Origin of the sequence: Amycolatopsis taiwanensis DSM 45107, assembly GCF_000519205.1 — a bacterium.
Classification (GTDB): Bacteria; Actinomycetota; Actinomycetes; order Mycobacteriales; family Pseudonocardiaceae; genus Amycolatopsis_E; species Amycolatopsis_E taiwanensis.
In genome coordinates this window covers 1-11341 of record NZ_JAFB01000066.1, presented here as the reverse complement: position 1 = coordinate 11341, position 11341 = coordinate 1, and the positions used below count along the sequence as shown (strand labels likewise).

The 11341-nt window shown below is 66.1% G+C and carries 11 protein-coding genes and 1 pseudogene; 8 read left to right on the top strand and 4 right to left on the bottom strand.

Annotated features, from left to right (window positions below; all coding sequences use genetic code 11):
• Positions 1-590 precede the first annotated feature (590 nt).
• Positions 591-1187, bottom strand: coding sequence for a MarR family winged helix-turn-helix transcriptional regulator (locus A3CU_RS48215; protein ID WP_052372687.1), 597 nt, complete (start codon positions 1185-1187; stop codon positions 591-593).
• Between the two features lie 175 nt (positions 1188-1362).
• Here A3CU_RS48215 and A3CU_RS0134485 point away from each other — a divergent pair, with 175 nt between their 5' ends.
• From A3CU_RS0134485 to A3CU_RS48205, 4 genes are read left to right on the top strand one after another with little or no spacing between them, the layout of a single operon-like run.
• Positions 1363-2223: a transporter substrate-binding domain-containing protein gene (locus tag A3CU_RS0134485; RefSeq protein ID WP_084144113.1), complete on the top strand. Its 861-nt coding sequence runs from the start codon at positions 1363-1365 to the stop codon at positions 2221-2223.
• Positions 2207-3139, top strand: a complete 933-nt coding sequence (locus A3CU_RS48210) for an amino acid ABC transporter permease (RefSeq protein WP_084144112.1) — start codon at positions 2207-2209, stop codon at positions 3137-3139. Before A3CU_RS0134485 ends, A3CU_RS48210 begins: the two co-directional genes overlap by 17 nt.
• Positions 3136-3912 (top strand): amino acid ABC transporter ATP-binding protein, encoded by a 777-nt coding sequence (locus A3CU_RS0134475; RefSeq protein ID WP_027946069.1) that lies wholly within the window; start codon positions 3136-3138, stop codon positions 3910-3912. The genes A3CU_RS48210 and A3CU_RS0134475 overlap by 4 nt, the downstream gene beginning before the upstream one ends.
• Before the next feature lie 8 nt (positions 3913-3920).
• On the top strand, positions 3921-4880 hold the full coding sequence (locus A3CU_RS48205; RefSeq protein WP_156960718.1) for an aldo/keto reductase: 960 nt from the start codon (positions 3921-3923) through the stop codon (positions 4878-4880).
• Between the two features lie 55 nt (positions 4881-4935).
• On the opposite strand, the gene A3CU_RS0134465 is transcribed toward A3CU_RS48205, so the two are convergent.
• The 3 genes from A3CU_RS0134465 to A3CU_RS0134455 are packed head-to-tail and all read right to left on the bottom strand — an operon-like array spanning position 4936 to position 8224.
• Positions 4936-5967: a dihydrodipicolinate synthase family protein gene (locus A3CU_RS0134465; protein ID WP_027946068.1), complete on the bottom strand. Its 1032-nt coding sequence runs from the start codon at positions 5965-5967 to the stop codon at positions 4936-4938.
• Positions 5967-7019, bottom strand: coding sequence for an NAD-dependent epimerase/dehydratase family protein (locus A3CU_RS0134460; RefSeq protein WP_084144111.1), 1053 nt, complete (start codon positions 7017-7019; stop codon positions 5967-5969). The genes A3CU_RS0134465 and A3CU_RS0134460 overlap by 1 nt, the downstream gene beginning before the upstream one ends.
• On the bottom strand, positions 7016-8224 hold the full coding sequence (locus A3CU_RS0134455; protein ID WP_027946066.1) for an Nramp family divalent metal transporter: 1209 nt from the start codon (positions 8222-8224) through the stop codon (positions 7016-7018). The genes A3CU_RS0134460 and A3CU_RS0134455 overlap by 4 nt, the downstream gene beginning before the upstream one ends.
• Positions 8225-8395: 171 nt before the next feature.
• Between A3CU_RS0134455 and A3CU_RS0134450 the strand changes: the two genes are divergently transcribed.
• The 4 genes and pseudogenes from A3CU_RS0134450 to A3CU_RS48200 all read left to right on the top strand — a co-directional run.
• The gene (locus A3CU_RS0134450; RefSeq protein WP_027946065.1) at positions 8396-9415 is read left to right on the top strand and encodes a LacI family DNA-binding transcriptional regulator; all 1020 of its coding nucleotides are present in this window, start codon (positions 8396-8398) and stop codon (positions 9413-9415) included.
• A gap of 1 nt (position 9416) precedes the next feature.
• Positions 9417-10370: a hypothetical protein gene (locus A3CU_RS0134445; protein ID WP_027946064.1), complete on the top strand. Its 954-nt coding sequence runs from the start codon at positions 9417-9419 to the stop codon at positions 10368-10370.
• 122 nt (positions 10371-10492) lie between these two features.
• Complete coding sequence (locus A3CU_RS0134440; protein WP_156960717.1) at positions 10493-10837, top strand: DUF6907 domain-containing protein; 345 nt, start codon at positions 10493-10495, stop codon at positions 10835-10837.
• A 295-nt stretch (positions 10838-11132) separates the two neighbouring features.
• Positions 11133-11341, top strand: a pseudogene (locus A3CU_RS48200) (hypothetical protein); the annotation flags it as partial.

The window sequence follows — 11341 nt, the reverse complement described above, 5'->3', positions numbered from 1 at the left end:
CCCAACAAGGGCCTGAAATGGGTCGTGCGGCGCTACCACCCATATCAAGGATGGCAGCCCAGCACCGACGGAGTGGATCTCTACCAACCCGCCACCATGGCAATCCAACGCTACCGATGGCGCGGAACCATAATACCCACCCCCTGGACCCAGACACCCCGACACGCCACAACCTGACCGACNNGTGGAGAGCCGGATGCGGTGAAAGTCGCACGTCCGGTTCGGAAGAGCGGCATGGGGAAACGACCCGACGAAACCCGGGAACCGCGCCCCATGCCGACTCTTACGAAGTACGAATGAACGGGCATCTACCCGAATTCATCCCGCCACCCTGGATCACCCGCGAGCGAAGACCTATGCGCAACCTCGCGCACACCACCCCATCCCGATACCAACAAGCCGCATGACACCACAGCGCCAGCGCCCGGACACACCGCACCATTGTCCGGGCGCTGCACCCAGCTCGCACCGAATCAGTGAAAGCCAAAGCTCGAATCGAGAGCGGACCGCGTTCCTTGCCGACCAGCACCCACGACACCACTTCCCGCACATGCCGCGAATTTCGTTGGCTTCGATAGAAATCTCGCGATCTAGCTTCGCCGTCGAGCCTCGCTCACACTGGCCGCGAGCCGGGCGAGTGCGCCCTTGATCGAGGCGGCCTCCGCGGGATCGAGGTGTCCGTACCAGAAGGCCTCTCGTTGGTTGTACGCCCGATACGCGGCTTCGAACGTCTCGCGCCCCTTCGTGGTGATGTCGACGATGAGGCTGCGACCGTCTTCGGGCGAGGGCATCCGCCGCACGAGGCCTTCCTCTTCGAGCCGCTTGAGCAGCGCGGAGGCGGCGGCACGGCTCATGCCGGTGAGTTCCGCGACCCGGAGTGGCGACGCCTGGCCGACGGTGCGCAGGACGAGCAGGACGCGCAACCCGACGGGGCTGAGCTGCTGCCCGAGTTCCTTGCGGATGTCGTAGACGATGAGCTCGAAGGCGCGGTGCATTGTCATGAAGAACTCCGCCGCGCGGACGTCGAGCCCGGGCAGGGCCTGCTCGGCCGTGCGGCTGAAATAGTCGACAAAACTCCAATAGTCGACGGTTTGAGCGTCGCTTCCGCGCGCGGCCCCGGTCGCCCCGTGCGGCTCTGGAGTCACAGCCGGCTTCGGTGCGGGCTCTTCGTCCGCGGTGGTGCCCACGGTTCCGTCCTTTCACGGTGTTCTCTGCGGCGACGGCGAAGCGTACCCGCACGCAGCGGCCCGCCGTTGGTGATCACCAGCTTACCGCCACATCAGGGCAATTAGTCAACATGTTGACTACCAGACGATCAGGTGTTTAAGGTCTCAACACCCACCCCCCAGAAAGGACCAGGCAATGGAGCTTCGTCAGGGTCAACGGTTCGCGGGAGCGGGACTGCTCGCTCTCGCCCTCGCGCTGTCCGGGTGCTCCGGACCTGCGTCAGGGCCCTCGACGGACGGTCTTTCGGAACTCCTCGCGGAGCCGGGAGTGCTCATCACCGCGGACAGCGGCAGCGTCAAACCGTTGAAGTACACCGAAGACGGCAAGGGCGAGATGAAGGGCCTCATCCCCGAACTCACCCGGGAGTATGCCAAGCGGCTCGGCCTGGAAGCCCGGTTCGAGAAGGTCTCGTCGGACGCCGTCGTTCCTGGTGTGCTGGCCAACCGCTACGACGTGGCGCTGGCCTCCGGTGACTTCGCCGAGCGTCGCAAGACTCTCGACTTCGTCGACCTCGTCGACGGTGGTGTCGTGCTTGTGGTTAAGGCGGGAAATCCCGCCGGGGTCGGCGGGCGAAAGGATCTGTGCGGCCGCCGGCTCGCGATCGTCAAGGGCAGCATCCAACAGAGCTACGCGGACGCGGAGCAGAAGTCCTGTAAGGACGCCGGGAAACCGGCCATCGACGTCCAAGGCTACGCCGACGGCCCGACCGCCACTCTCGCCGTGGAAAGCGACCGCGTGGACGTGGAATGGTCCGACCTGGCCGTGGCCAACCAGCTCGTGAAGGACAACCCGGAGAAGTTCGCGCTTGCCGGAGAGCCAGAGCACCTGGCTCCCTACGGCGTGGGTATCCCGAAGGGCAAGCCCGAGCTGCGTGACGCCATTTTCCGCGCGCTCACCGAGATGAAGCAGGACGGGACCTATGACCGGATCATGGCCGACTGGGGGCAGCAGAGCATCGCCCTGGAAAAGATCGAGATCAATGGCTCCCAATTCTGATCAGAAAGCGCAGAGCGCCGGAACCATTCCCGCCGGGGACGCCACACCGGAGGACCGGACGCCGCGCGCCGAATATCATTTCGTGAAGCCGGTCCGCTGGTCGTGGTGGATCTCAGGCGCGATCGTCGCCCTCATCGCCGCGGCGTTGGGCGAGTTCCTCGTCACCGGCCGGAACTGGCAATGGGATGTCGTCGCCGAATACCTGTTCCACCCGGACATCCTCGCCGGCCTGCGGAACACCGTGATCCTCACGGTCACCTGCGCCGTGACGGGGTTGTTCATGGGCGCGATCGTCGCCTACCTGCGCATGTCGGCGAATCCGGTGTTCCGGGCGGTCGGTGCGGCCTACATCTGGTTCATCCGGGCGATTCCGGCGCTGGTGCTGCTCCTGTTCATCTTCTTCCTGGCTGCGCTGCTGCCCCGGATCTCGATCGGCCTGCCGTTCCTGCCGCCGTTCGCGACCGTTCCGACGAACAGCCTCATTTCGAAGTCGACCGCGGCGATTCTCGGCCTCACGCTGATCCAGGGTGCCTACATCGGTGAGATTTACCGAGGCGGCCTGCTGTCCGTTCCACACGGTCAACTGGAGGCGGCGCGTTCGATGGGCATGACGAACTGGCAGGCGATGCGCCGGGTGGTGGTGCCCCAGTGCATCCGGGTGGTCATCCCACCGCTCGGCAACGAGATGATCACCCTCTTCAAGAACACATCCCTGGTCTTCGTCATCGGTTACACCGAACTGCTCACCACGGTGCAGCTCATCTACGGCGAGAGCTACCAGACGATCCCGCTGCTCGTCGTCGCCTGCGTCTGGTATCTCGCGCTGACGAGCCTGGCGATGCTCGGGCAGCGGCAGCTGGAAAAGCGGTTCGGCAAGGGATTCCGGGCCATCACCTCGGTGGGAGGGCGACGATGACCGGTGCGCAGGAGCTGATCCGGGCACGAGACGTCGAGAAGAGATTCGGCGACCTCACCGTGCTCGACGGGATCAACCTCGGGGTGCGGGAAGGGGAGGTGTTGTCGCTGCTCGGGCCGTCCGGCTCCGGAAAGAGCACCTTCCTGCGGTGCGTCAACATGCTCGAGCAGATCGACTCCGGCGAGATCCGTTATCAGGGAGAGCTGCTCGGATTCCGCAAGCACAACGACCGCTACTACCCACTGAGCGAGAAGCAACGAGCGCGCCAGCGCATCAACTTCGGCATGGTGTTCCAGCATTTCAACCTGTTCTCGCACATGACCGCGCTGGAGAACATCTGCGAGGGTCTCACCGTCGTGCTGCGCCAGTCCCGCGCCGAGGCGCGGGAACGCGGCCGGTACCTGCTCGACCGGGTCGGGCTCGGCGAGCACGCCGATAAGTATCCGTCGATGCTCTCCGGCGGTCAGCAGCAGCGGGTCGCGATCGCCCGCGCACTTGCCCCGAACCCGAGCGTGATGCTCTTCGACGAGCCCACCTCGGCACTCGATCCGGAACTGGTCGGGGAAGTGCTCGACGTCATCCGGGAACTGGTCGAGTCCGGTATGACGATGATCATCGTCACCCATGAAATGAACTTCGCCCGCGAAGTGAGCGACAGTGTCGCAATTCTCGACGGCGGTCGCATCGTCGAATTCGGTGCACCGGAGGGTGTGCTTACCCAGCCGTCCTCCGCGCGGGCGAAGGCGTTTGTCAACGCCATGAAGAGAAAGTGAAGGTCTACATGCGAAACGTCGGCACATCCGGCATCGAGGTCAGCGAGCTTTCGCTCGGTTCGTGGAACACCTATTCCCGGCTGTCCTTCGAAGCCAATGTCGCGCTCATCAACCACGCCTTCCAGCGCGGCATCAACTTCTTCGACGTCGCCTACTACCGGGACAAGCCGCACACGGAAGTGCTCTTCGGGCGGATGCTGCAGGAGGCCGACTTCGACCGGGAGGACATCGTCCTCGCCGAGAAGGTGTGGTTCTTCGACTATCCGCAGCGCCCCCTGGCCGCTCAACTGGACGCCACCCTGCGGCGGCTCGCGGTCGACAACGTCGACGTCATCATCGTCGAGCACCCGCGTGACGGTATGGATCACCGCGCCATCGCCGAGGAGGCCGCCGGGCTCGTGACCTCGGGCCGTGCCCGTACCTGGGGCGGCCTGAACTGGCGTCCGGAACTCATCCTCGACGCGGCTAAGCACTGCCGGGAAGCCGGCCTGCCCGGTCCGGAGCTGGTCCAGCTGAAGTACTCCGTCGTCCGGCAGAATATCGTCGACGGTCCGGAATACGCGAAAGTGTTCGCCGAGACGAGCATCAGCGTCCATGCCTCGGACACGCTCGAAGGCGGCATGCTCACCGGAAACCTCAACCCGGGGCGCAGGATCGGGCTGGACATCGGCGGCATCCGGGAGGAGATCAAGCGGCGGGTGCCGGCGATCCAGGAGGCGGCCTCGTCGCTGGGCGTTTCGGCCGCGGAATTCTGCATCGCGTTCGTGGTGAGCAAGGCCGAGGTCTGCTCGTTGCTGTTCGGGGCGACCCGGCCGGAACAGATCGATTCGAACCTCCGCGGTCTCGAACTCGCCCGCGAACGTGGCGACCAGGTCCGTGCGCTCGCTGCCGAACTGGGCATCGACGAGCACGACATCGACCCGCCCTATGCGCACGCCGTCTCGCTGACGGACGACTTCGTCGCCTGATCGAGCGGTGAATCCCGGTCCCGGCGATGCGCACGCCGGGACCGGGATCGTCAACCTATTCCAGCCATTGCGCGGCGTGCGCGGCCACGAACTCCTCGTCGAGCAGGCCGGGATACCGGCGGCGGACCAGCGCGATGAGCCCGGCCTGGCCTGGGGTGAGCACGTCCGGGCCGAGGCAGCGGGCGGTGGCGATCAGTCCCTGCTGGCGCAGCACCTCGTTGACGCCAGGTACACAGCCCGCGAAGCCGTTGGCGACGTCGAACACGGCGGCATTGACCTCGACCAGTGCCGAGGCCTCGGCAAGCAGGTCGAAGGACGCCACGCCCATCGCGGCGGCCTCCCGTACCCGGGCGAGGAGGGAAACGGCGGCCCGGGTGCCCACCGCCCACTGCCCCAGCAACCCGCCGGTGGCCCGGACCTCGCGCTGCCGGCCACCGACCTCTCGCCGGTAGGGCGTGAGGAGGTCATGGACGATCGCGTCGTCGTTGCCGGTGACCACCGCGACGTCGGCCCACCGATCGTGCTCCAAAAGGGTCTGGACCACGTCGCCGGTGCGGTACCGGTCGAACGGCGCGGTCTTGACCGCTACCACCGAGGGCAGATCGAACAGCGCTCGCCAATACTCCCGGCCCAAATGCCGCCCGCCGACGGATTCCTGAAGGTAGAACCCGATCGTGGGGAGGACGTCGCCGACGGCACGGGCACGTTCGAGCAGCGCGGGCTCACTCACCTCGGCCATTCCCCACGGGCACAGCAGCACGGCGTGGTAGCCGAGGTCGCGAGCGAGTTCCGCCTCCGCGACCGCTTCTCGGATGTCTCCGGTCACTCCGGCCACGAGCACCCGCTCGCCATCAGCCGCGGCTGCCTCCCGCGCCGCCAACCGCCACACCTCGGCCAGCAGGCCGCGGTCGTGGTGCAACTCGAACTGAGTGGTGTGTACCCCAACGGCGATGCCGTCGGCACCGGCGGCGAGGTAATAGCGCGTGAGGGCCCGCTGCGCTGGCAGATCCACGGCGCCGTCGGCATCCAGAGCCAGCGGGTGCGCGGGGATGACGACGCCGGACCGCAACTTCGCGTCGAGGTCCATCAAAAATTCCCTTCGCGCTGCTGGAACTTCGTCGCCTTGCCGAGTTGCCGGCCACCCTCGGCGACCCACTGAGCGACCCAGCGCACGAGCCGGCGCAAGGGGACCGTGGGATAGCCGTAACGCTCATGACACTCGGAAGCGTCGTTGAGCAGCGCGTCGTCGGACTCCGCGCCCACGAAGACGACCTCGGTACCCATGTCCTCGGCCAGCCACGTGGCGAGACGGCGCACCGAAACGGTCTCGGGGCCGGTCGCGTTGAGAATGTGTGGTCCAACGGCAGCCAGTTCCAGGCTGCGCAGGGCCCATGCCGAGACATCGCCCTGCCACGCGACGTTGACTGCGGGCATCGTGACATCCACCGGCTCGCCGGCAGCGATCTTCACCGCGATGTCCGCCACGACGCCGTAGCGCAGTTCACAGGCGTAGTTGAGGCGGAAGATCGTCGCCGGGGTGCCCCAGGTGTGTGCGGCGTGGGTGAAGATCCGCTCACGGGCCAGGCACGACTGGGCGTACTCACCGACCGGGCCGGGTGGGTCGGTTTCGAGCGAGCCACCGTGGGACAAAGACGTGAGCGGGTACACGTTACCCGTGGAGTACACCACCGACGGAACACCGCGATAGCGGTCGGCGACCATCGCCGGTATGGCCGCATTGGACCACCAGGTCCTGTCCTCGGCCCCCGTCGTGCCGAACTTCATGGCGGCCAGGAAGAAGAGGGCGGCCGCGTCGGGCAGGTCGCGGTAGCCGGCCGGTTCCGCGAGGTCGGCCACGCGGACCTCGATCCCTTCGCCGCGCAGACCGTCGGCCACGGCCTGATCCGAGAACCGGGAGACGGCCACGACTTTCGCGCTCGACCCGACCGCGTCGAGCGCACGACGCGCCATCCGGGCCATGGTGGGGCCGATCTTGCCGCCCGCACCCAGCAGGACGATATCGCCACCCGCGGCCGCGAGCGCCTCCCCGACTCCGGACAGGGGGCGGGAGAGCAGCTCGTCCAAAGTGGCCTCGTCCTGCGGAGCAGCCGCGGGCACAGGGGTCGTTGGGGTGGTCACGAGAAGTTCCTCACGTAAGAGACGGCGAGCAGGACAAGGAAAGCGAAACCGATGATGGCCAGCACTGTCCGGAAAGGACCGATGGTGAGCGAGCCGCGTTTTTTGTGGTGGCCCAGAATGACGAGAACGATCCCGATGGCCGGGGCCACGAAGATGGTGACCGCTTGAGCGGTGACGATGAGCTGAACGGGGATTCCGCCGAAAACAATCGCGACGAGGCCGCCGAGCACCATGACGACGGTGATGCACACCTTGACGAACTTCGACCGAAGACCGCCGTCCTCCTTGCCGGCAGCGCCGGCGAGCATGGAGCCGCCGATGGTCGCGTTACCGACGAGGGAGGAGAAAGCGGCCGCCCACAGCCCGACGGCGAAGAGCACGGACGCCCAGTGGCCCACGGTAGGCTCGAGGATCGTGGCCATGTCCGCCGGCGACGACACCTTCACGCCGCGTGGGTTCAGGACCGCGGCCGCGGCGATCATGATGACGAAAGACAGCACGCCGAGCGCAAGCGTGCCGATCGTGGCGTCCCGGCGCGCGATCGCGTAGTCGCCTGGTCCCCACCCCTTCTCCCGCACGAGCTGGATCTGGTAAAAGGCGCCGACCACCGAGAACGTGGTGGCGACAGCCCCGACGACGAGCGCCGAGGAACCGGACGGCAGCGAAGGAACGAGGCCGGCCAGCATCGCGCCCAGGTCGGGCCGGGCGATGACCGCGGTGATCACGAAGATCGCCAGCATGACGAGAATGATCGCCACCATGACCCGCTCGAGGTTCTTGTAGAGCGAGGGCAGCCAGAGGAATCCGATCGCCAGCACAGTGAACAGTGCGGCGAACAACCCGACATTACCGCCGAAGAGCACCTGGCTCGCGGCACCGGTACCCACGGAGTTCCCCGCCTGGAAGGACGTGACGACTCCGAAGGCGCCCAGGGCGACAGCAATCGCGATGCCGCGGCCGAAGCGGTCGGCGACCGTGCCGACCGGGCCCCGGTCGGTCGACAGCCCGATGCGCACCGAGATATCCACGAAACAGAGCATGAGGACGGTCGCGAGGACCGGCGCCCAGACGAGGTCGTAGCTGAACCGAGCTCCGATCGAACTCGCCGTCGTGATCGACCCGGGGCCGAAGACCAGCGCGGCCGTGACGAAGGCCGGTCCGAGCCCGCCCCGTCTCCGAACCCTCGGAGCTGCGGTGTTGTCCATGAGAAAACCTTTTCTTCCGTATTTCCGGACGAACTTAGGCGTAACCGGCGATGGCGTCAAGGTTTTCGCCTGCCATGGTTCGCGCGCAGCCTCGCGGCAGGGTGAGCGGCGACCCGCGCCGAAAAGTCCGGCGAGGACATGCCGCACCGTCATCGGAGTAACCTGCGGTCCATGGCCGCCAACCTCCGGGACGTCGCGCGCCGCGCCGGCGTTTCGGTCCCTACCGCCTCTCGCGTGCTGTCCGGAGCCGATTATCGCGTCAGCGACGATCTGCGCGCCCGGGTCGAGCGAGCGGCGCGGGAGCTCGACTACGTCCCGAACGCCCAGGCACAAGCGCTGCTGCAAGGCAACGCCGGCACGGTCGGCGTCCTCGCCGGGGACGTACGGGACCCGTACTTCTCGGAGATCATCAACGGCGTCCACGCTGCCGCGACGGTCCGGAAACTGCTCGTGACGATCTGCAACACCGACCGCGATGTCGCGCGCGAACTGGAGTACTTTCGCCTCCTGCAAGCACATCGCACCGGCATCGTGATCATCGCCGGATCCGAACTGGACGACGAGACCTACAAGCGCGGCATGGCGGCGCGAAGCCGCTCGTTCCAAAACAGCGGTGGGCGCGTGATCGCTGTTGGCAACCCCTTTCTCGAAGCCGATCACGTGCTGGTCGACAACGTCGCCGGCGGACGTGCGCTGGGCGAGCACCTGGTGGCGCTCGGCCACCGGGAGATCGGCGTGGTCGCCGGTGATGCGAAGGTACTATCCACTGTGGACCGCATCGCGGGTCTGCGCGAAGCCCTCGAGGGTGCGGGCGGCGTGGTGCACGTGCGATACGGGAGCGCCAGCAGGGAAGGTGGCTACGCCGGCGCACAGGAACTGCTGAAAGACCACCCCGGGAGCACCGCGATCGTGGGCTCCGCCGACCAGATGGCGATCGGAGCGCTGACGTTCCTCCGGCACGCCGGCAGGACCGTCCCCGGAGACATCTCGATCGCCGGTTTCAACGACATCGCCGGTTGTGAGGATGTCGTACCGGCACTGACCAGTGTCCGCCTCCCGCTGACGGAGATGGGCGCCATCGCACTGGAACTTGCGACAACACCGGCGCCACCCGACAAGCCCCTGGTGCGCGAGTTGAGCACCGAGTTGATCGTGCGCGAGTCGACCGGGCCGGCCGCGACGGGGCGCTGACGTGCTGCCTTACGTTTACCGGGTCACCAAATACGACCCGGCCGACCGCAATGACCAGGGGCATTACGTCGGTACCCAGGACACCCTCAGCGATCACGGCCCTGTGGAAGCGGCCTACCTTGCCGCCATGGCCGCCTTCGCCGCCGACACCACAGTCGCCCACCTGACCATCCGCGAGCCAGGACTCGCCGGCCTCGTCACCTTCGGCATGGAGGCACCGATCGAAGGTCACGGACTGATCGGGCTGTTCCCGCCCGACCTCGTCGGCTACCACGATGGCGCACAGGTAACCCTCGCCGTCGGACTGGAGCTACTACGGGCCATGCTGCGCGACAGTGGCCCCTGGTGCCGGCTGGAAGCGAAGGAACGATTTTTCGTTCACGTCGGCTGGGACCAGTACATGTACATCGGCAGCGTCGAACCCTGCGAGCAAGCCGTCGCCCACACCCACGCAATTGGCCTGTTCGCTGAACGGCTTGACGCATCCCCCTACGACCCGTCCTTCGACGAACCCGCCGAGCGGCGCCCCGCCGACGAAGCGTTCTGGACCGAAGTGATCGACCTCGTCGCCCAACACGGCACCATGCTCCTGGAAGAGGGCTACCTGGCAAACGTCTCCCGCTGGCATCGCCTGCACACCACCAACATCAGCGCGATCCGTGCCGGGCTCGCCCCGCGCGCACGACTGCTCGTATGGCCGGACCTGTCCACCGACGTCGCCGCCGTGCTCCGCAGCCTGCCTCACGACGAGCCGATCAAACTTGTCTGGGAAAACCAGCACGGGTACATCACCAGTACCTTCGCCGACGACGAGTTCTACCCGCAATTGCGTGCACAATTGACCGCCATGCGCGCCGCGATGGCCCTGCCCATATTCGAGGACGAACGCCACCCGCTGCTCACCGCCCTACTACCCGATCACGACGGCGTCCTACGAGCCCGCTGGGCACCCTGACCTTGTGGAAGATTCCGCGTCCACCGTCATCCGCGCCACACCGTCAGATTAGTACGGCGGCTGCTCTCAACAATCTCGACCGGTCATACCTGTTGATCAAGACGATTTCAAGAAGTCGGCCCATGAGCAAGCCTATGCCCTACTGGCAGACCATCCCCTGCCCACCCTGGTGCGAGCGTGAGCATCACGAGGAAGAGTTCACCGAACACCGGGTTCGCTGGCCGGCCGACGATCTCGTGTCGGTGGTATTGACGGCGAACGATCCGGTCCGGCTGGAGAACAAGGACGGGTCCGTGTTCTTCGAACCGGCGATTCTACGGGTGGATCTCTCGCAACACATACGGGAAGCAGCGCCCCGAGTGCTGCTCGGCAAGGAACACTCCACCGAGTACAGTCTCACACCCGGCGAGGCGGTCGAACTCGGCCACGCACCGGTCAAGGCTGGACAGCTGGCCGGGACATCCTGAGGTTATCGAGAAGCCCGAGGCCCTCTCCCCCGCTTAGGAGGGAGCCTCGGTTTGCTTCTGGGGCCCTTGCGTAGCCGAGGTGTACTGAGGGCTTCGGAGGACAGTGGGTGGCCGGATATTGCTGTTGGCCGCCCGTTTTCCAGGTGATGCTGCACGAATGGTCCCTTCGTGTCGTTTTCGGTGGAAATATTCACCTTCGTTCGCCTGAGCGATAGAATGTGGTTATTCGTCTTCGAGGTAAGGATCCCCTGCGATGCATGACATACTCTCGCTGTGTGGCGACGACATTGCGCGCATGTCTGACGATGCCGCGGTCGAGACCATGACCGTGGCGCGGGAAGCCGTATGCCGAGCCCAAGCCCTCCAGGTCCACGCCGTCGCCCGATTATGCAAAATTCGTGGCCACACGAGATGGGTGGCCGACGAGGTCGCACTCGAACTCTCTCTCAGCAAGCAGGCTGCTGCCGGTCTGGTCGGCGTGGCAGAGGTGTTGACCACTCGGCT

Bases quoted from the DNA above. Each gene is read 5' to 3' on its own strand.
- A3CU_RS0134485 (WP_084144113.1), top strand. From the start codon at position 1,363: ATGGAGCTTCGTCAGGGTCAACGGTTCGCGGGAGCGGGACTGCTCGCT.
- A3CU_RS48210 (WP_084144112.1), top strand. From the start codon at position 2,207: ATGGCTCCCAATTCTGATCAGAAAGCGCAGAGCGCCGGAACCATTCCC.
- A3CU_RS0134475 (WP_027946069.1), top strand. From the start codon at position 3,136: ATGACCGGTGCGCAGGAGCTGATCCGGGCACGAGACGTCGAGAAGAGA.
- A3CU_RS48205 (WP_156960718.1), top strand. From the start codon at position 3,921: ATGCGAAACGTCGGCACATCCGGCATCGAGGTCAGCGAGCTTTCGCTC.
- A3CU_RS0134465 (WP_027946068.1), bottom strand. From the start codon at position 5,967: ATGGACCTCGACGCGAAGTTGCGGTCCGGCGTCGTCATCCCCGCGCAC.
- A3CU_RS0134455 (WP_027946066.1), bottom strand. From the start codon at position 8,224: ATGGACAACACCGCAGCTCCGAGGGTTCGGAGACGGGGCGGGCTCGGA.
- A3CU_RS0134450 (WP_027946065.1), top strand. From the start codon at position 8,396: ATGGCCGCCAACCTCCGGGACGTCGCGCGCCGCGCCGGCGTTTCGGTC.
- A3CU_RS0134440 (WP_156960717.1), top strand. From the start codon at position 10,493: ATGAGCAAGCCTATGCCCTACTGGCAGACCATCCCCTGCCCACCCTGG.